We start from the raw sequence: 18,768 nt of genomic DNA, 5'->3' as shown, positions 1-18,768 counted from the left end.
GCCTTCGTATCTCGGGTGGACTCATTTCACGAATCGCAACTCGCCTGTGGGCGTGTCGATTATGCCGTGGAATATGGCTTGTCCGTGTATTTCGGGAGGTAATGATCGAGTCGGTAGGCGATTGAGGTGAGGGGATCGCGAGATCGATCGTGGGTATGTGCTGATCGTTCCGGGAGGGCGTCCCGGCGACGAAGTGACCGTCGAGATCACCGAAATGCGTCAGAACGTCGCGTTCGCAGAAACCTGAAACTGATCCGGTGTCTCTGAGAGTCTGTAGCTTTTTCAACCGAAGGGAGCAGTATTTATCGAGATATTCTGGTGTTTCCTAGGGTTCATATTGTTCCAGTCGTTACCCTGACCGGGCGATGACCAATACCCCTCTTCACGACCAAGACGACGATACGAACTCTGACACCGGTGAATCACTCCGCCACCGACTCCTGCAGTGCGCGCTCGCTCGTCTTGATACGCCGATGGTAGAATCTTCATACCACCTCACTCGAACAGGCGCGCGTCCGCGACCCCTCAGAGACCGCCTGAGGTGAGCGCATCGAAGACGCCCGGCAGTGATGTCGCCGCCGAGACGATGGCCAGTACCACCAGTGCCGCATTCAGCGCCGAGAGCGTCCGCGTGTTGCGGTGTTCGCCCATCACGTCGGAATCGTTGACCGCCCAGAAGAGGAAGACGGCCGTGATCGGCAGTCCGACGATGGCGTTGTAGGCCGGAAAGAGTAGGATCATGTCGATGATGCCGAGACCGAAGAACATCGTAATGAGCGGCGAGAGGCCGCTGATCGTGACCAGCACGGCGTAGATGGCCTTGAAACTCCGGTTCGCGGAGTCGGCCTCCTTCCCGCGGGCGTGCTGGATGAGATACGACGGCGTCCACATGATGGGGATGATGCTGTTGAACGCCGCCGCGACTGCCCCGACCAGAAAGACGGTGCGCGCCCACTCGCCGAGCACTTCCCCGAGTGCGAGCCCCGGCGTGAGGAACGTTTCGAGTTCGGTGTAGCCCGCCGGTCGGAGTACGGCCGCCGCGAGGACGAGGATGGCGATTGTCGTCACGCCGCCGACGGCGTAGCCGATGGAGAGGTCGCGGCGCATCGGCGCGACGTCCGAAATCCCCGTCCAACCCTTCTCGGAGACGAGGTTCGATTCGAGGAAGAAGTTCGGCCAGAGCGCGGTCGTGCCGAGGATCGACGCGACGAGCGTGAGCGCGCCGACGTTCGGCACGCTCGGGACGAACCCGCCGACGACCGACGACAGCGGCGGCGCGGTCGTGCCGGTGACGGCGAGATAGACGACGAGGAGACCGATCATCATCGCGGTCATCAGCTGCTCGATGCCTTCGTAGTTGAGCACGCCGACGACGACGGCGGCCAGCCCGACGATAAAGGCCAGCGGCATCCAGCCGATTGCGCCGCCGAGCAGCAGGGAGACTCCCTTGGCGACCGCGGCAGTCAGTTCAAGTGCCCACAGCAGACAGCCGCTCGACAGGACGAGCGCGAGAGCGGTCGCCAGCCGCCTGCCGATCTTCCGCCTGATAAACACCATCAGCGGTTCGCCAAAGATGCCGAGCCGCGCGCTCATGTCCTGGGCCATAAAGCCGAGCAGCGCCGCGCCGACGACCGCCCAGAGGAGTGCGTAGCCGAAGCGGACGCCCGCCGAACTGGCGATGAAGATCGACCCGGAGCCGAAGTAGCTGGCGACCATCACGAACGCCAGCCCGTACTGTTGGAAGAATCCCGATGCCGTGTCTCGAAGTTGTTCTCGATACGATGAGGTGGTTCCTGACATGATTTTTTGTGAAATCTGACTTTTCCGCTGTCCAACTGTCCTGCCGCTATTGGTGTCCGATCAGGACTTGCGAAGCATCCAGACAGTAATATGATACCACTGCTGGTTCCCTAAATGTGTTGTTTGCAATCCGGTGTCTGTCCTTTGCCATAGCGTCTGTGCCCCCAAATGTCATGGCTCGCTGAAAGACGACGAGGAAGTGCTCGACGCGTTCGCCGAGACCGGCATCGACCGCGAGCAACTGCTCGGTGTCGACCGGAGCAAGGTCGAGGAAGCGCTGGATGTTGTTCCAGTATCCGAGTCAGACGTGTACGACGTGAGCGAGAGCGAATACGTTCGCAAAGCCGAGGTGGACGAAGAGCGCAAAGAGACGTGCTTACAGGGACTCAAAGACCGGCTGGCAGTCAGCGACGATTCCGAGGCAGTCGTACTCCGTCAGGAAGTCGAGCGGTTGGAACAGGAGATCAAGGAGCTAACCGAGTTCTCACCGGGTAGTGCGTTTGAGACGCAGGCAGAGTCTGGCTGAGCTGAGTTGGCTGCATCGTTTTCGCTGAAATCCTGTCACTGTCGAGCGGATGCCATTATACAGCACTTGCTTTCATCTCACGGGGATCAGTTTGCCGAGCACGGGATTTGCAGGATTGGAGGGTGTCGGCCCAACCGTTATTCCGCTGGGGCTATAATTCCTATTTGGAGGAACTACTCATGCCTCTACGACAACTCTGGGCAGATCGGCCCAGTAAGGGGAGAGCACCAGACCTCAACGAGGTAATCAACCGTATCCTGAACGGCGGAGACGATCCGTCACCGACGCCGTCCAGTGCGTGACACACTGATGTTGGCCCTTCCCCTCTCTGAGGGGTGCGGATTTTGAAAGAGGACACAGAGCCAGCGATCGCGAGCATGATAATCGTCGCTCGCGGGCCGAAACGCCTGATCTGTGGTAGCGAAAGCGTTGGCTCGGTTTACTTCACTTCCACCCTCCTTTCGAGGAGTACGGTGAGCGGCTCAGTCCGTATCAAGAGGCGGTCATCGAAGCACTGGAAAGCCTCGATGTCGCCGACACACCATCAACTGCCACCACAAACGGGGCAGAATCGGACAGTTCGACTGGCGATTCGCCCGCTACTGCCGACAGCGATCAGGCCGACGCGGATGATCGCTCCCCCGCCGAAAGCGAGGAGAGTGACGTGAGTAACGAACCCGTCCAGAGTGAGGGCGAGGAGATCAGTCCTGACGATTCTTCGAACTCGGAGGAGTCGTCCGAGGATACTGGACTCGACGACTACGAATGAGCCAGTGTAGCTGCCTGCTGCTGGTCGTCCGGAGTAATATCTGGGCTCGATCACAATCTACAGCATGATCGATAAGCGGCGGATACCACCGTTCGCTGAGGACGCTCTTGGGGTGTTGCGGGAGACAGTTGATGAGGGTGCGGGCCTGCCCAAAGACGAGGCGAACGCTGTGTTGGTGAGTGACGAGCGATGTACGGAAGGCGACGCGGAGCACACGCTTGAGGTGTTGCAGAGTCGGGGGTACATCTATTTCGTCGACGAGCGAGTGTTCATCACCCCGCCCGACGACTGATCGCCTGAAGGGAGAGGAAGATCGCATCAGCTCTCCACCATCGCCGACAGCGTTCAGTCGGCTCGACGACGATGAGATAGCCCGGAAGATGACGATTTTCTCCAAGAGATTGAGGAGTTGACCGAGTTCTCGCCGGCGAGTTCGTTCGAGACACAGCCAGAACACAGTTGAGACGAGAGTATGGATTCTTCATCTCGTCAGTTGGTTCAGCGGTTGTGCGCTGCTGATTTTCACTTCGAAGCGTTCGTCCGAAAATAGGCGTGTGAGCTTCCCTATCATATTCATTCACGTGGACAAACACTAATATAACACAGAAGGTAGATATGGCTTCAATACCGATAGATATTCTATGACAATCACTTCGAACCACGTGGGAACATCGGTAGGTGAAAACTTTCGGACGATCCTTGCCGAGGAGAGCGGAGAGATCATGGCTATTGGTTTCGACGAGGATTCGACGCGCGAGTTCGTCGAGATACTCGCCGAGAGTGACGAGCCACCGAAAGCGCGTCTGCTTGTCGAAGAAGACGTGCTGAAATGGGTGCGCGATAATTTCATATTAGCGAGCACGGCGGCGGATTTGCTTGAAGCGGATACCTTGGAAGTACGGGCGGCCACCGATCAGTTAGATGGTGCGTTGATGGTGACCGGGGAGAGGGTCATTTCGCTGCTCACATCGGACGAGCACAGCGCCGCGCTGGTGACTGACGACGAGGAGTTCGTTGCGGCGGCTCGTAAGCAGCGGAACGACCTCTGGGAGGGTGGCGAGGAGTTCGATCTACGGACGCCGGCGTACACGCGTGTCCTGGACTCGCTCGCTGAGAGGTTCAGCTCGGAGATGGAGGCGGACTTTCGGACAGCTCTGGCATCGGTTGAGAGCATGGCCGATGACGGCGGATTAGATGAAGTAGGGTTGAGCCTGCTGCTGGCAGCCAAACACGAACAGCTGCTGTACGACATCTCGCGATGGGGTGAGGATGTGGGTGTCGCAAGCAAAGCGACGTTCTCACGGACGAAGACTCACCTCGAAGAGCGAGGATTGCTCGAGACCGAGAAAGTACCACTCGATGTGGGCCGGCCCCGATTGCGCTTACTAGTCGGTGACGAGCGCCTGGGCGAGGCGGATGCTGAGGAGTTGGTGAGCGTCGCTCGTGAGCTACTGTCGGCAGTTTCGGCCTAACCAGTGGAGCGGGTCGAATGACCTCGAGAGGGACGAGAACGCAGACATCGATTTCGCCGGAGGTCTCTGATCTGAACCTTCTGAGAGTGAGCCAAAGGGGAGGGGAGAGAAAGGTGAGCAATGACTAACTGGCCTAATGATTTAAGACCATCTCTTCTCTATATTGTTCAGAAAGTATCAATGGTGAATCTCTCAGATGGATACTAAAAACATAGTCGCTGATCCGTATGCATCACTCACGGTTCAGAACGTCATTGCTTCGTCAGCGCTCGATCAGGAGATTGACCTCGCATCAGTTGCCGCTGATCTCAGCGATGCAGAGTTCGATCCAGACCGGTTCCCGGGATTGATCTACCGGCCCAAGACCGCAGAAGCGACCTGTCTGATTTTCCGCTCGGGGAAGGTCACTTGCACGGGAGGACGAAGCGCCGAAGCAGCCCACGAGACGATTCAGGCGACTGTAGATGCTTTACGAAAGCTCGGCATCGACGCCGAGAGAATAGATATAACGGTCCAGAACGTGGTGTTGGACGCCGATCTCGGCGAGGCGCTGAATCTGGAGGCGATTGCGATTGGGTTAGGCCTTGAAGATGTCGAATACGAACCCGAGCAGTTCCCCGGTCTGATTTATCGGCCCGACGAATCCAATGGAGTGGTGTTGCTGTTCGGAACGGGGAAACTGGTGATTACGGGGATACGAACTCGAGATAAAGCTGAAGCAGTGTTGGAAACGGTCGTTAGCCGTTTGAGTGACCTTTCGCTTTTGAGTTGGATGGCGACTATCGGTACCAGCTCTGGCGAACGTGAGACGACGAGAAGCCCGCAGTAGCGTTCATCATACTGAACCCGAGTACGGCATGCAACCACTGACGATCCGACAATACGGCGGTGTATCGGCTACGCAGAAGACTGTGGCTACGGCAGACTGGTCGTCGGGAATCTGTTCGCGCTCCGGAGCACCGATTCACGTCTGATCGGGAGTTCACCGGCTGGAGTGATATCATCGGTTACCCAGTTGGGCAGTTGAAAGTGGGCGTGATTGGCAGTTGACGTACAGCCACTCATACTGGTTCGTCGGTTGCTGTGGTGGATCACACGCCGGTTGCACCGATGCTGCGGTTGGCAAGGCGACGGGTTCAGCATGGTGCTTGAACTCAGTTTGCTCGGCCAGTGACTCGGACACGATCCAGTGTCAGTAAGCATGGCCAAACCTTAATAGTTGTATATGATAATGGTGGGTCGCGAGCAAACAACCCATGTACAAGATCATTTGTGAGACGTGTGGAGAGTACGGCTTTCACCCATCACGGGTCGGCGCAGAAACACAGGCTGAAACGCACACGCATGACACCGGCCACGCCTCGCATATCGAACCGATGACTGAGGTCACGCTCTCATAGTTTCGAAATTGGATAGCGGGTTGCAGTCGGACCGTTTTTGAGAAATATTCCACTTCTCTGGATTTTCCCAGCCGAAATAGTTGAGTATCTTCAGTACGTACATACACCACTATGAAGAAAAAAGAGATACTTCAGATCCATTCGCTGCTCCACATACTGCAGCAGCATGCTATAGCAGAGTATGAGGTTGATGGTGAGGCGTTCGAGGAGTATGAGTCACTGGATATTACGCCTTATCAGGTCTACGAGCGGAAAGAAGAGCATAAGGAGGCGGTGTTTGCGCTTTCGGAGTCAATCATCGGTACGCTTGAAGAAGATAGTGGCGGCCACGATGATGATCGTACAGAGCCGATAGCTGCAAAGTAATGCAGAGTGCTGCGTTGAATAGGGGTAGGGCGGCGAGATAGACCGTCATATCGGTAAGAATGAAGCCATGGAAGTCGGTATGGCCGAAGTGGATCTGCTCGACTTTCTGAGGAATTGTAGAGTGTGATGTGCCCGCTGGGGGTCGATTATCGTTGCGTCACGTCCGGGTGTCGTCATCTGGGGCGAATCGTCTAGCGAGGTGTCCGACACCCGCGATGATGGCGACGGGAATGGAGACAATGACGAGTAAAACGACGAAATCAGTCAAACGAGTGGTCAGGCTGTTCGCTTCCCACGTCGAACTGAACGGGATCAGCGAGTACAGTAGGAGGGAAAGTGCGATTCCATAGGCAGCTTTCGAGACGGCCTCCTGGACGGTCCGTCGTCGGGCGAAATAAATCGTCGTCCCAAGCCACACGAGGAAGCCGGTAGCAACGCCGAGCGCAGCCGACAGCATTCCGGTTACGAAGACCAACAGCAAGACACCGACAATGAAACCACCGACGAGACCCACCGCGGCGGTCAAGAACGTGTCGGTCAATCTATCGGGATCGAGCAATGCTTTGTCAGTGGTGGAGTTTTCGGATGGCGTCGATGCGTGCGACGGTGACGATCGCTGCATGTCGCCGCGCTGTTCGCCAGTGCCGAGGATCGTGTCTTCGGAGTAATCGGTCAGATCAGCTGAACAGTGTATGCAGAAGGCGGACGTCATCCCGATGGGCTCGCCGCATTCCGGACAGCGCGGGTCGACGGGACTCATCGTATCCATCTAAGATTCACCGTCCGTCCACGAGAATTGTGTGACCTATCTATTGCTTGTATCAAGGGCGTTCAGAGCTTTCCTCTCGTGATATTATCACTCTCTATAAGACGATACTGTTTCGATAGAATCAATTGATCTCGGATTCAGAAATCATTCCGCTACGCTACACATGAGCGACGGTGGAAGATCAAGCACGCACGTCACTTGTTCGAATCGATTTCCGGTGCTGTCCGTCGAGAGCGTCGGGAGTGGCATCGCGTGACTGACGTGTGCGTGTTCCAGTCCACGGCTTTGAGGGAGTCATGCGTACGAGCCAATCGTACAAACCCGGCCGGACGGCAAGTTCTACGGGGAGGACCCCGTCGATGACATCGCCGACTTTGCTTGAGAACACGCGTGTCAGTGTGGTCGAAGCCTTGTTCGAGTTCACGCAGGTGTTGCTCCCGCACTCACCGAAGCCGTCGAACACCAGACATTGATCTCGAAATTGGCCGAGATACTCAGCACCCGCGTCGTCGATATCGAGTACGAGGGCGAAACTGACGTAACCGTGCGCTGAGAGCGCCCGGTCGAAGGGACCGCGACAGCGAGTGCGTCGGCGGGTGCCTGGCGGCTCTGATCTCGGCTTGCATCCGAGATACTCACGTCTACAACCGCCAACGAAAGCCATGTTCCGGCGCGCTCGCCGCGAGGTCTTCTCAATCGACTTCGTGGCGGGCGGAAGAAGAGAGACGAGGCCAACCTTTAGGACGTCCAGTGTGGTGGGTAACAGTATGTTATCGAGGCTGATACAGATTGACGACGACCCGGAGTCGGAAATCGAAGCACTGGGGTCGCTTCCACGACCGGGAAATCGACATGAGCCAGCGTGAATCGACTGCGTTGCCGTCGCGGTGTCTGGAATGCGGGTTCAAAGCGGCTGCCGGTAGTGACGAATGGGAGCACGTCGAGGCTCCTCCGCTCGGGACGATGACGCAGTGTCCGGAGTGTGAGAGTACGAATGTCTTGAGTCGCGGATAGCCAGCGGCATCTCTCTGTCCGATATCCGTCCCGTACTGGATCTGAACTCGATTGCATGGCATTCCTCGCTGTTGCCGAGTATTCTGATGGAGAGCGATAGGTGAGAAACTACTCGATGGTGGCGAGAACGCGGATGTCGGTGTCATCGTGGCGCTCGCGTTCGGTCCGTGCGCCATTGTTACGGAGGAAAGCCTCGACGCGCTGGGCGAGGTCGGTAGGCTGCTGACGGTCGATGTGGACGATGAGTGTCGAGTGCTCCGGGTCGCTGTTATCGATGACGAGTGAGAGTTCGTTGAACTCGTCAGAGTGTCGATAGTCGCTGAAATGCTTGGCAACGAGGTCTGCGAGATCGGCAAGTGGTCGATCAGATGGTGAGTGAGTCACGTTCAGCCGGATACTGACTGTGGTACAGCATTACGGCTATCGGTTGACGTGTGGAGTGATGGTGACTATCTGACTGGCGATTCGTGAGTTATATCACGGAGTGGTTGGTATCGCGAATGATGACAGTCACTGCTAGCCTTGCGGTTTCGCCAGTCGATGACCCAGATGTGGACTTTGATGCCGAGGTTGCCGCCGCTATCGATGCGCTTGAAGACTGTGATGTGCGCTATGAGACCCATCCGATGGAGACCACGCTTGAGGCTGAGAGCCTTGAGGCGGTGTTCACCGCCGCGCAGACTGCGACCGAAGCTGTCGATGCCCGCCGTGTCTCTACCACGCTCAAAATCGACCACTATCGAGAGGACTCGCTCTCCGTCGACGAGAAAGTTGATCGCGTCGAAGAATATCTTGATGGCGAAGCACGCTCGCAATGATGCGAGGGAATGTTACACGGCGCGACTATCTCGCTGGGGCGAGCGTGGGAACTCTCGGTGTCCTCGCAGGTTGTACCTCTTCGGCTGGGTCAAGTCCCGACACTCTCCGTGTTGGCGCACGTGAGGCGTACGTCAACGCTGTCAGTACCAGCGCCGGCGAGTGGGTGAAAAAGCAGTTCGAAAAACGCCACGGAACGACGATAGAATGGGTAATCAAAGAGCAAGGGATGAACGACTTCATCCAGCGCCGCAACGAGGGTGCACCGCTTGATGCCGACGCCTATGTTGGCGTTACCCCCACCGATATTGTGCGTGCCGAGCGCGTGCTTGACGACGATACCGCGCTGTTCTCGCCGTTGGATGCGATTGACACCGGATCTGTTGTCGATGAGTACTGGTTCGATCCACAGAAACGGATCGTCCCGACAGGTGCCTCCTATGTCTGTATCGTCTACAATGGCCGAAAGGTGTCTGAACCCACTTCGTTTGATGCGCTGCTTACTTCGGAATATTCAGGTGGGTTGTTGCTGGCGAATCCACAGACGACGGTCACGGGTCTCGATTTCCTTCTTTGGACCATCCATGAGAAGGGGCGAGACAGTTATCTCGATTACTGGCAGCGGCTCTTGAAAAACAATGTACGTGCTGTCAAATCATGGAATAGTGCGTACAGCGCCTACGAAAGCGGCGAGGCTCCAATGGTCGTGTCTTTCTCGACTGACCAGATCTACGCAACGAACGAGGGCAAACCGCTTGCCAAACACCGTATCGGTTTCCCGAACGACACGGGCTATGCTTACGTCAGCGGCATCGGGAAGTTCGCTGACACTGATCATGGCGATATGGTCGATACGTTCGCCCAGTTTTTGCTTGAACCCGAAACACAACGCCGGACGGCAGTTCTGAATGTCGGCTTTCCGGCTGTCGAAAATGCATCGCTACCGAAAAAATACCAGCCACATGCTAAGGAGCCTAAGGAGACAATTCAATATAGCGTGGACGAACTCCGCAAAAACGCGGACCGTTGGCGATCGAAGTGGGCTCGCCAGGTTGCCTCGAAATAGTGGTGTTTAGCTGAATCCGCAGGGCGCTAATCCCCCTTCCTCCGCGAGCGCCGAAGGCGCGAGCAGGGAGGGGATACAGCGCCCGTCATCATCTGACCATACGTCGTTTCTGCTTACCAGTGGGTTTATACGTTTTGTGTGCATAGTGTGCATACGGTGAAACGGAAGACAATCACCATCCGCGAAGATCAAGACGAGTGGATTGAGGAACAGCACCTCAACCTCTCCTCGTTCATCCGCGACCAACTCGACGAACTAATCGAGGAACGCGAGTAGCAGATGTACTACGCCTACAAATATCGTCTTGAACCGTCCGACACTCACCGCGAGGAGTTGGACCGCCACCGAGACATTTGTAGGCAACTGTACAATCACGCTCTCTACCGATTCAACCAAATCCCCGAGGATGCAGGCACGCTCAATCAGCGTGTTCGGTCCATCCGAGATGAACTCCCGTCCTTGAAAGACTGGTGGGGTGGTCTCTCGGACGTGTACTCGACAGTTCTGCAAACAGCAGTCATGCGGATAGAGCAGAACATCAAAGGCCTCTCCAAACTCAAGGAGAACGGCTACGGCGTCGGTCGCCTCAAGTGGAAGCCGCCTCGGGCGTTCCGCAGTTTCACGTACAGTCAGTCTGGCTTCAAGCTCGACAAGAAGGGCGGTCAGACTGTTCTGTCACTCTCAAAACTTGCGGATATACCGATACGGCTCCACCGCGCCATCCCCGACGACGCGACGGTGAAGCAGGTCACGCTCAAGAAGGAACCAACGGGCGAGTGGTTTGCCACGTTCGGCGTTGAGTTCGACCGAGCACCACCCGAACCACCGACCGGCCCCGAAAAGGTGGTCGGTATCGACGTAGGTATTCTGAAGTACGCTCACGACACCGACGGCGCGGCGGTCGAATCTCTCGACCTGACGGACGAACGTGAGCGGCTTGAACGCGAACAACGCGCTCTCTCACGGAAGGAACACGGGTCGGCCAACTACGACCGCCAACGTCGGCGAGTCGCGGAGTGTCACGCCGACCTGAAACGGAAGCGCCGAGACTTCCTGCACAAACTGTCGAACTACTACGCCCGCGAGTACGACCTCGTGGCGGTGGAGGACTTGAACGTTCGCGGGATGCTCGAAAGCCCGTCGAACAGCCGCAACACCGCGTCAGCGGCATGGCGGACGTTCCTCTCCATGCTCGAATACAAATGCGAGCGCGAAGGCACACACTACGTTCCGGTCGAACCGGCGGGGACAACCAAAGAGTGCGCTGCCTGTGGAGTTTCGTCCGACAAGCCGCTGTGGGTCCGCGAACACGCCTGTCCCTCGTGCGGTTTCACGGCGGACAGGGACGCGAACGCTGCATGGAACATTCTTTCTCGCGGCCTCGAACGTATAGGGGTGGGACACCCCGAATCAACGCCTGTGGAGACTGCGCTCCCTGTGGATACAGCCGTATCTGCAAAGCGCGTCATAGAGGCAGGAAGCTCCGCCCTCAACGAGCGCGTCAGCGCGAAGTAGGGCGGAGTAGTTCACTGCACTCACAAGTGTAGTGTCGATCTGCGGCTGAGCTTTGGTGATGTGGAGGAGGAATGCAACTGGAGAGCCGCTACAGCTTCTATCTATCGTTGGTGGGTGGGGAGAGGATTCTTCAGCGGTGCTGTCGCGGTCGCGTCTCAATACCGCGCGAGAAACGCGTCTGCTGAGTTTTTACCGTTCCAAACTACTTCCTTCGAAAGGGTAGGGAAACGAGAATAGGCGCGAGAAATGAACATCGGGCGGAAAGAACGGATCGTTCTTTGACCTCTCATCGATCCGTGTCGGGTCGATTTTCTCAGTCGAAGGACCACCGCCGGAACGAATGGAATGGGATTGATTGGCGGCGCTACCGGATCTCACCCCATGTCCCAACGAGCTCACCGTTGACGTAGCGGCGCTGTTCGAACCCGAGTGCGTTACAGACGAGCGTGTGACCCATGAACGACACCGCATAGTCAGCCATTCCGAACGGATGCAATTCCCGCTGGTTCGCCGGCGGGAGAACCGACCCTAAAACGTTGATTTCCGAGTCGCCCACCGTCAGCGTCCCGACACCGACCTCGCCGGGAACGGATATCTGTTCCCAGTTACCGTCCTCGTCTTGCTCCCAGTACGTTTCGCCGCCCATGGTTCCGCCGACGGTACCGCCAGCGGCCTCGAACGCGTCGGTGTCGACGGTCGTGACCGGCGAGTCGTCCCCGGTGGTGTAGCCGAGCTGTGACCCCTTCCAGACCTCTTGTTGGATCTCCCGGATGTCCGTGAGTAGCGGGTGGTCGAAGTCGCGGTTGTTGAGGTTGCCGATGTCTACCGAGGTTTCCTTGATGTCGTCAGCGGAGATGGCCGCCATGTCGCCGACATCAAGGACAGCGAGGAGGTTCAGCCCGGTGTCGGTGAGTACGAGGTCGCCACCGGCCTCGACGAACCTCTCGATTTCCGAGACGTACTCTGAGTTGTCGATCCCATCGTTGTGGGCGATCACCAGGTTGTCGTAGTGGCGCTTGCCCGATCGACCACGGAGCAGCCGACCGACCGACACGTGATGGACGCTCATATCGTCGATCTCCCCGTCTTCGAGGTTGGGCCGCAAGTCCTCGAAGAACCGCATGGGGTTGACCTCGTACTCGCGCTGAGAATAGCCCAGCGTCTCCTCGGGGTTAGGGTACTCATCCTCGGACTCTAGGAGAATCGTCTCGACGTCGACGCCGGCGTCGCCGTCGTACTCGACGATCCACTTGCCGTCGTCCGGATCAGGGATGTAGAAGGCGCTGTGGCTATCCGTTGTCGGGTCCGCGAGGTCGACCTCGCGGACGACCTGCCCGCCGGGGTTGACGAGCTGGATGACACCCTCGTTGATACCCTCCGCGTGGAACTCCGCAGCCAACGAGTGGGTTGATCCGCCGGACTCAGCGCTCACTCCGCCCGAATGATCCGATCGACCTCGGCTGCGCCGGACGCTGGCGTGCGGTGGCGGCCCCTGTCCGTTGCCGGGGCCGTCGTCTCCCTCGTCGGTGAACGGAAGGTTCGCGGATGAACGCGTGAGGACATCGGAGGCGACGTAGGCGGTGTCTTGGTCGCCAGTGGCTATCGTCGCGTCAGTGTCTGCGGCGGTCAACTGGGAGAACTCCTCCATCGATAGGCGGTAGGCCAGGCCGAGGTGGCGCTCGATGTAGGGCTTGAAGTCGTAGGCGTCCCGGAGGATCATCTCGGGGGCGACCGTGATGGCACCGAGACCGCCGAACTCCTCTGGCTGGCCTGCCCAGCCGAGCAACCCGCCGGTAATCTGGTAGCCCAGGCAGTCATAGATCGAGCCGTAGTCGATCAGTCGGTCGGGGACGTATCCTTCGACGCCGTGGATGTCCTCGCCGGCGCGCATGGTGTCCTCGGCGATTCTCTCGGGGCTCCCCCACTGGTCGTCCAGCGCGTCCACGATTCGTCGGTTCACCTCGTCGAGGTTGTGCGTACCGTCGTGATCGAACGGCGCGTTCGTCTCCAGATTTAACGTCATCGCATCCGACAGGTCCATCCCATGGTAGTCACAGAGATACTCGACGTTGTCGTAGCCCCGGAAATGCTCGACGACCGACAGCGCATCCGGAACCACGTCTTCGTAGCCCCGCCCCTCGGGATCATCGGGACGCACCTCGGGGGTGTCCTCTGGCTCGGCTGGCCAGTACCCGGGGTTGACCCAGCCCATCGTTGGGTACTGCCGGTTAGTGTCCCCGATGGCTGCGTTCCCGCGGTGATAGCGGAACCGTTCCGTTCCTCCCCAACTCTCGAATTCGTACTGTGGCTTTCGGACGACCCAACCATCGGGATTGACGTAGAGGAAGACAACGACGATGTCGTCAAGAAGGTCCTTGATGGCATCGGCCTCACCTCTTACTGCATCCTCAAGGAGGCGTGTGCCACCCACGCGGCCCGCGGGCTCGTCCCCGTGGATTGAAAGGGAAAAAACAGCTTTGTCCTTCTCTTGGAAGGACTCTTCGTCCTGAGCGTCGGCCGTCACTGCCGCGACATAGATGTCCTTACGGTCGGGGTCCTCGCCCGTGCGCAGGTTCTCCCAACCTGGTCCCTGGCCGATGGAGTGAGCGCGGATGCGGTCGGGGTACTCGTCCTCCAGATACTGGAGTCCTTGGCCAAGTTCGCTGTGGGAGACGAAATCACGCGCATCCTTAACCTCGGGGAAGACGCGGTCGCCGTAGGGGTTGTCCAACCTCCAGAAGGGGTTCGCACCTGGTGAGAAATCGACGAATTCAACGTCAGAAATATCTAGTGCCTGATCGAGCTCCTCGGCGGTGAGGTATGCGTGGGCCGCCGGAGTCGGCGACTCTCGCGTCTCCGCCTTCGGGGGAAGCGAATCCTCCTCGATGTTCCAATTGGGTTCCGCGTACGCGTCGGCAAACGTTTCGAGTGCGTCTCTGTCCGCGAACTCGAGGACGAGCGTCGCCTCGTAGTCGTCGGGCGTCGCGTTGACAACGTACTCGGCGATGTCGGTCAACGCGTCGTCGGTGACCTCGGCTGATACTGTACTGGGCAAGGCGAGCGCGGCCCCGGTCGCGGCCGCGATGCTCAGGAACGTGCGGCGGCCAATCGAGTCTCCGAATGCGTTTTCGTCGAGTTCTGCAGCCTCTTCGGCAGTGTATCGGTTGGTCGGATCGTGCGGATCTGCCTCCTCGTGGTAGTGTTGATCGTTGCTCATACTATTATTGCGTGAGTGATTTTCTCACACTACCCTCTCAAAACGCATACTATTAAGTTTTTATTCCATTTCAGAATGATGAAAACACGTTAAGAGCGCCAGTGTCTAGTTGAGGTGGCTTGAGGAACGAACGCCAGCTGAGGAGATTCTCAACTAGACAGTGCGAGTTCGGGGGTTTGGAGGGTGAGTCAGGAAGGAGTGGGTTTCGGCGGTCAAAAGCGATGCACGCGTGAGCTACGGTGGTGAACGGATCCGTGTCGGTGCGCTCGGCAAGCGCATCGACACAGTCCCGCGCACGATCAATGACCAAACCTACCATATCTGGACCCAGAAGCGCGATGTCAGCCGTATCGGCAAGGTGAAGTTGCTGATCACTGAGAAGGAACCGAGCGACAGCGAAGACGACGAAAGGAGCGTGAAGTACATCGTCTCGAACAAAATCGACGCGCCAGCGAGCCATCTCATCGAGTTGTACGCGATGAGATGGCGAGTGGAGACGTTCTTCAGGGACACCAAGCAGGACCTTGGTTTGGGAGACTGCGAGCTCCGACATGCCGCAGGTGCCAGTCAAACACTGGCACCTGCTGATGTTAGCCTACAGCCTCCTCAAGCTCGGTGCTGCAGACAGCGCTCTTGGAACGATTCTCGGACACGCGAGTTCACTTTGCAACGACGTCAAGCGTTCCTTCCGTGAAAGCGTTCAAAATCTGCTTTCTTGGGCACTCAACAGTCCTGACCGCAGCACCGACGAGCTGATGCACCAGATCGATGGGATGTTCGTCTAACGTGCGAAGTCAAGTAGTTAGACTCTTGGAGGGGTGTGAGAGTGTATCAGCGACTAGGTTCTGGAGCGTAGATCTGAAAGCAGTTCCTTGCAGCGGATCCCGAACTGCTCTGGTTGCTTGAACACCTGTGTGACGAACCATCCCCGCTCGAAGATGTCACCGACGCTTTGTAACTCTCGCAGGTGCCCTTCAACCATCGCTGGACGAACTTCCCGAGAGACACTGGACTGAACAAACCAGCGACGGCTATCGCATCATTACTCTCGGTGCATTCGTCACGGTGGAGTATCTCACGTTCCCCGATACGCTTAAGCAGATTGATGACTTCGAACAGTTCATCGAAGAGTTGCCGCCCGAAACAATCTCTCCATTCCATTCGATCTCACAGACAGACGCGTCCGAGAGTCGTGATGAGCGAGAATCGTAGATGATCCCGCTGATATCGACTTTGATTTCGACACCCGAAATACACGGCCATCACCGGTTTTTCGAGTGATTACGCGACGAACCAGTGTGATTGCCGTCAAAAATACGGAGTTCGAATCCGATGGAATGGCTGTGGTTAGTCGTCCGTTGCTGAGTATCCTGCCCCGTCGAGAGTTTCGGCCTCGACGCTTCCGGTGAGTTCGGTGTAGGGGTACGGCATGCCGATGCCCTCGACGTCGAAGCGTTTCTTGACCGCTTCGGTGAACGCGGCGGCCGTCGGTGCGTAGCCGGTACGGTTCGGATCGATCCAGACACGTCCCGAGAGCACGACTGCGGAATCGCCGAGGCTTGTGACGGGCGCGGCGGGTTCGGGTTCGGCGAGCGCTCCATCGAGTTTCTGCGCCTCGTCGAGAATTGCCGCACGCGCGTCTTCAATATTATCGTCGTACTCGATGCCGAAGTCGACACCGACCCTGAGCTGGTCGTTGCCCGTGGGGTTGGTCACAACGGCGCTGGCGAGGTCACTGTTCGGCACTGTGACTTCCTCATTGTCGAACGTATCGAGTTTCGTGACTCGGAGTTGGATTTCCCTGACGACACCGACGTTATCATCCCACTCGATCCAGTCGCCGATCTTGAATGGCTCGTCCTGAATGATGAAGATTCCCGCGACGAAGTTCGAGATGATGTCTTGTGCAGCGAACCCGACCGCGAGTGCGAGCGCACCAGCGAGCGTCGCAAATGCTGCGAGCACGACGCCAGCGCCTGCGATCGTTGCTGCGATCACGATTGCAAGCACAGCCGTGATCGCGACTACCGTGCTCACGAGTAATCCTGCAATCGTCTCATCAATGTCACGATTGTCGAGCGTGGCGTTCAACATCCGGACCACGATGGCCTTGCCGACGTAGTAGATGATGACGAACGAGACGAGGAACAGTACGATCGTCACGGCAGCGCTGACGAGTGCTGGTCCGTACTGATTGAGCAACGACTGTGGGTCGAGTGAAAACCCTTGCTGGAGTGGTATCATAGAACCCGCCTGAGTAGATAGACGTATTGGTAATTAATGTTGCGATTATTGTGTAGTACCGTGGAAGAATGTTGGAAATTAGAACTGATGGAGATGTTTTTCGAATCGTTTACCGAAAGCGAACTCCTCGAAGAGGAGACTAACTAGCCGAAAGGAACAATGGTGTGGGGTGCTATTATGCAAACAAAATCATGAGTGATCAATCAAGTGAAAAGATGAAAAGAAGCGACAGCAGGTTTCTCTGTTGTGATCAGTGTAACAACCTGTATCCTGCCAGAGTCACTAGTGATGGAAGCCTGGTTCCGATGAACACGACTCAGTGCCCGAGTTGCGGCAACGACCAGTTTGTACGGGTTATTCTCCACGGCGATCACCCCTCACATGCCTGAATGCCAGAACTGCAAGGCGTTCGTCACCGGTCAGTATGTCCGAGTGTTCGCACCTGCTGGAATGGAAACCGTACCGGCTGTCCGAACTGCTCGGGGAAGTTCGCGATGGGGCCGACATCCGCGATGCCCGATCACCGGGACACTGATGAACGACTCCGCGACAGGATCCACCGCAACACTGCTTGGCAGTCGGATGATGCTGTTCAGAGACGCACTACTGTCGAAAGAGAATGTCCCCGTAGCACACGTCTTGCAATAAATATATCATGACCCCACAAGCGATCAAACCTATCAGTAACGCGCGCGAGCGCGTCGAGCGAGAGCAAGCCCGAACACAGGTCGAAAAGCGTGCATTCCAGCGATTTCATACCCGCGTTGCCAATATCGAATGCAGTCACTCCCAGAACGGGGCGTGGAGACAACCCCAGCAACCAGTCCGCACACTCTCCGATACGGAGCCCGGTGGAGCGACGATCGAGCGAATCGAGGACGCCTTTCAGGAGACGCTTCTGGATACCGACCATTACGACGACGAGTACAACGACGCCTCGATCCACGAAGCCATTGCAGGAGAGCTCGGACCGGGTATTGCTCACGTCCTCAAGCAGAATGTTGACATCTCCCAAAACCTCCAGACGACGATTCTCGAAGCCGCAAAGCAGGCCCATCGCGATCGCAGGGCATTCTCGATGTGGCTCGATCGAGAAGCGACATCGCTCGTCGAGACTGACGAACAACTATGCAAGATTACCGCCACTGTCTCCGAGCTTGCCGATTCACCGTTTGAAGTCTGGTCCGATGAAAATCTCACCGCCGCTCGTGATCGACTCCACGCGCTTGAACATGACTGTGACATGCTTGCTGATCAGCGTCAAGCGTTCCTCAACGAACGTCCACCAACGGACAACCTGCATCTCGATGGGAGAACTTTTGACGAGTACCTCTATCACTCACAGGATTTCACGTATCCAGTATTATCAGAAATTGCGAGCTCTGCCGACAGAATACAACAAGTACGGGGCTGGATCACACAGTCGTTGACAGATTCGAATTGAACAATACCGGTATCAAATCCATCGTTGAACAATACAATCGGTGCTCGCACCTATCATTCAATTATAAACTACCACACTATTTTATTAGAGAAGCGTTCAAACCCGGAGTTGCATCCACTGGATAGCTCTCAAAACCATTGGATGTGAGAGGAGATGAAATCGATGATAACTCCACCCGCGCTCATAAGTCGTACCGCCTTGCAGGCCCAAGTTCCGAATTTCTTGCAAGATACCGTCGCAAACATCATCGGGTTCATACCAGCGGTTATCGGTGCAATCGTCATTCTACTGATCGGCTGGATTCTCGGCCGAGTTCTTGGTGGTGTCGTAACTCGCATTCTCGAAAAGAT

At 57.0% G+C, this 18,768-nt stretch carries 16 protein-coding genes and 4 pseudogenes; 15 read left to right on the top strand and 5 right to left on the bottom strand.

All coding sequences use genetic code 11. The features are described 5' to 3' along the window. Positions 1 to 92: 92 nt before the first annotated feature. Positions 93 to 247: pseudogene (locus tag ACP97_RS19640) on the top strand (TRAM domain-containing protein); the annotation flags it as partial. Between the two features lie 278 nt (positions 248 to 525). On the opposite strand, the gene ACP97_RS02540 reads toward ACP97_RS19640, so the two are convergent. Then, positions 526 to 1,800: an NRAMP family divalent metal transporter gene (locus ACP97_RS02540; RefSeq protein WP_049996269.1), complete on the bottom strand. Its 1,275-nt coding sequence runs from the start codon at positions 1,798 to 1,800 to the stop codon at positions 526 to 528. Positions 1,801 to 1,978: 178 nt separating this feature from the next. Here ACP97_RS02540 and ACP97_RS02535 point away from each other — a divergent pair. The 6 genes and pseudogenes from ACP97_RS02535 to ACP97_RS02515 all read left to right on the top strand — a co-directional run. Next, positions 1,979 to 2,326: pseudogene (locus tag ACP97_RS02535) on the top strand (hypothetical protein); the annotation flags it as partial. Positions 2,327 to 3,159: 833 nt separating this feature from the next. Beyond that, a complete protein-coding gene (locus ACP97_RS02530) occupies positions 3,160 to 3,387 on the top strand; it encodes a hypothetical protein (RefSeq protein ID WP_049996268.1) in 228 nt (75 codons plus the stop codon). A 349-nt stretch (positions 3,388 to 3,736) separates the two neighbouring features. Continuing rightward, positions 3,737 to 4,567: a transcriptional regulator TbsP gene (gene tbsP, locus ACP97_RS02525; protein ID WP_049996267.1), complete on the top strand. Its 831-nt coding sequence runs from the start codon at positions 3,737 to 3,739 to the stop codon at positions 4,565 to 4,567. Between the two features lie 196 nt (positions 4,568 to 4,763). Then, positions 4,764 to 5,396, top strand: a complete 633-nt coding sequence (locus ACP97_RS02520; RefSeq protein ID WP_049996266.1) for a TATA-box-binding protein — start codon at positions 4,764 to 4,766, stop codon at positions 5,394 to 5,396. A gap of 51 nt (positions 5,397 to 5,447) precedes the next feature. Next, positions 5,448 to 5,594: a DUF1643 domain-containing protein gene (locus ACP97_RS21205; protein WP_202593543.1), complete on the top strand. Its 147-nt coding sequence runs from the start codon at positions 5,448 to 5,450 to the stop codon at positions 5,592 to 5,594. Positions 5,595 to 6,078: 484 nt separating this feature from the next. Further along, positions 6,079 to 6,333: a UPF0058 family protein gene (locus ACP97_RS02515; protein ID WP_049996265.1), complete on the top strand. Its 255-nt coding sequence runs from the start codon at positions 6,079 to 6,081 to the stop codon at positions 6,331 to 6,333. A 157-nt stretch (positions 6,334 to 6,490) separates the two neighbouring features. On the opposite strand, the gene ACP97_RS02510 is transcribed toward ACP97_RS02515, so the two are convergent. After that, positions 6,491 to 7,102, bottom strand: coding sequence for a zinc ribbon domain-containing protein (locus tag ACP97_RS02510; RefSeq protein ID WP_049996264.1), 612 nt, complete (start codon positions 7,100 to 7,102; stop codon positions 6,491 to 6,493). Between the two features lie 1,122 nt (positions 7,103 to 8,224). Next, positions 8,225 to 8,500 (bottom strand): hypothetical protein, encoded by a 276-nt coding sequence (locus ACP97_RS02505; RefSeq protein WP_049996263.1) that lies wholly within the window; start codon positions 8,498 to 8,500, stop codon positions 8,225 to 8,227. A 119-nt stretch (positions 8,501 to 8,619) separates the two neighbouring features. Here ACP97_RS02505 and ACP97_RS02500 point away from each other — a divergent pair, with 119 nt between their 5' ends. From ACP97_RS02500 to ACP97_RS02490, 3 genes are all read left to right on the top strand, one after another. Continuing rightward, positions 8,620 to 8,934: a thiamine-binding protein gene (locus tag ACP97_RS02500; protein WP_049996338.1), complete on the top strand. Its 315-nt coding sequence runs from the start codon at positions 8,620 to 8,622 to the stop codon at positions 8,932 to 8,934. Beyond that, the gene (locus tag ACP97_RS02495) at positions 8,931 to 9,998 is read left to right on the top strand and encodes a thiamine ABC transporter substrate-binding protein (RefSeq protein ID WP_336884750.1); all 1,068 of its coding nucleotides are present in this window, start codon (positions 8,931 to 8,933) and stop codon (positions 9,996 to 9,998) included. The genes ACP97_RS02500 and ACP97_RS02495 overlap by 4 nt, the downstream gene beginning before the upstream one ends. Before the next feature lie 279 nt (positions 9,999 to 10,277). Further along, positions 10,278 to 11,513 (top strand): RNA-guided endonuclease InsQ/TnpB family protein, encoded by a 1,236-nt coding sequence (locus ACP97_RS02490; protein WP_049996262.1) that lies wholly within the window; start codon positions 10,278 to 10,280, stop codon positions 11,511 to 11,513. Between the two features lie 364 nt (positions 11,514 to 11,877). Here ACP97_RS02490 and ACP97_RS02485 read toward each other — a convergent pair whose 3' ends face one another. Beyond that, complete coding sequence (locus ACP97_RS02485) at positions 11,878 to 14,730, bottom strand: M14 family zinc carboxypeptidase (protein ID WP_049996261.1); 2,853 nt, start codon at positions 14,728 to 14,730, stop codon at positions 11,878 to 11,880. A gap of 229 nt (positions 14,731 to 14,959) precedes the next feature. Between ACP97_RS02485 and ACP97_RS21200 the strand changes: the two are divergent. Together ACP97_RS21200 and ACP97_RS20695 are read left to right on the top strand one after the other, a co-directional pair. Next, positions 14,960 to 15,241 (top strand): annotated as a pseudogene (locus tag ACP97_RS21200) (IS701 family transposase); the annotation flags it as partial. A 40-nt stretch (positions 15,242 to 15,281) separates the two neighbouring features. Then, entirely contained in the window at positions 15,282 to 15,515 is a 234-nt protein-coding gene (locus tag ACP97_RS20695) for a hypothetical protein (RefSeq protein WP_237561068.1), read from the top strand. Positions 15,516 to 16,077: 562 nt separating this feature from the next. Here ACP97_RS20695 and ACP97_RS02475 read toward each other — a convergent pair. Next, positions 16,078 to 16,974, bottom strand: coding sequence for a mechanosensitive ion channel family protein (locus ACP97_RS02475; RefSeq protein WP_049996259.1), 897 nt, complete (start codon positions 16,972 to 16,974; stop codon positions 16,078 to 16,080). A 381-nt stretch (positions 16,975 to 17,355) separates the two neighbouring features. Between ACP97_RS02475 and ACP97_RS21375 the strand changes: the two genes are divergently transcribed. From ACP97_RS21375 to ACP97_RS20690, 3 genes and pseudogenes are all read left to right on the top strand, one after another. Further along, positions 17,356 to 17,622: a DUF7563 family protein gene (locus ACP97_RS21375; RefSeq protein WP_449404916.1), complete on the top strand. Its 267-nt coding sequence runs from the start codon at positions 17,356 to 17,358 to the stop codon at positions 17,620 to 17,622. Between the two features lie 7 nt (positions 17,623 to 17,629). Further along, the gene (locus ACP97_RS02470) at positions 17,630 to 18,418 is read left to right on the top strand and encodes a DUF7260 family protein (RefSeq protein WP_049996258.1); all 789 of its coding nucleotides are present in this window, start codon (positions 17,630 to 17,632) and stop codon (positions 18,416 to 18,418) included. Positions 18,419 to 18,571: 153 nt separating this feature from the next. Next, positions 18,572 to 18,766: pseudogene (locus ACP97_RS20690) on the top strand (membrane protein); the annotation flags it as partial. Positions 18,767 to 18,768 lie beyond the last annotated feature (2 nt).

This window comes from Halococcus sediminicola (genome assembly GCF_000755245.1).
GTDB lineage: Archaea > Halobacteriota > Halobacteria > Halobacteriales > Halococcaceae > Halococcus > Halococcus sediminicola.
Note: the sequence above shows the minus strand (reverse complement) of the source record. Positions and strands in the feature narration are given on the sequence as shown.

Bases quoted from the DNA above. Each gene is read 5' to 3' on its own strand.
- ACP97_RS02475 (WP_049996259.1), bottom strand. From the start codon at position 16,974: ATGATACCACTCCAGCAAGGGTTTTCACTCGACCCACAGTCGTTGCTC.
- ACP97_RS02510 (WP_049996264.1), bottom strand. From the start codon at position 7,102: ATGGATACGATGAGTCCCGTCGACCCGCGCTGTCCGGAATGCGGCGAG.
- tbsP (WP_049996267.1), top strand. From the start codon at position 3,737: ATGACAATCACTTCGAACCACGTGGGAACATCGGTAGGTGAAAACTTT.
- ACP97_RS02530 (WP_049996268.1), top strand. From the start codon at position 3,160: ATGATCGATAAGCGGCGGATACCACCGTTCGCTGAGGACGCTCTTGGG.
- ACP97_RS02495 (WP_336884750.1), top strand. From the start codon at position 8,931: ATGATGCGAGGGAATGTTACACGGCGCGACTATCTCGCTGGGGCGAGC.
- ACP97_RS02540 (WP_049996269.1), bottom strand. From the start codon at position 1,800: ATGTCAGGAACCACCTCATCGTATCGAGAACAACTTCGAGACACGGCA.
- ACP97_RS02500 (WP_049996338.1), top strand. From the start codon at position 8,620: ATGACAGTCACTGCTAGCCTTGCGGTTTCGCCAGTCGATGACCCAGAT.
- ACP97_RS02485 (WP_049996261.1), bottom strand. From the start codon at position 14,730: ATGAGCAACGATCAACACTACCACGAGGAGGCAGATCCGCACGATCCG.
- ACP97_RS20695 (WP_237561068.1), top strand. From the start codon at position 15,282: ATGCCGCAGGTGCCAGTCAAACACTGGCACCTGCTGATGTTAGCCTAC.
- ACP97_RS02470 (WP_049996258.1), top strand. From the start codon at position 17,630: ATGACCCCACAAGCGATCAAACCTATCAGTAACGCGCGCGAGCGCGTC.
- ACP97_RS02490 (WP_049996262.1), top strand. From the start codon at position 10,278: ATGTACTACGCCTACAAATATCGTCTTGAACCGTCCGACACTCACCGC.
- ACP97_RS21375 (WP_449404916.1), top strand. From the start codon at position 17,356: ATGCCTGAATGCCAGAACTGCAAGGCGTTCGTCACCGGTCAGTATGTC.
- ACP97_RS02515 (WP_049996265.1), top strand. From the start codon at position 6,079: ATGAAGAAAAAAGAGATACTTCAGATCCATTCGCTGCTCCACATACTG.
- ACP97_RS02520 (WP_049996266.1), top strand. From the start codon at position 4,764: ATGGATACTAAAAACATAGTCGCTGATCCGTATGCATCACTCACGGTT.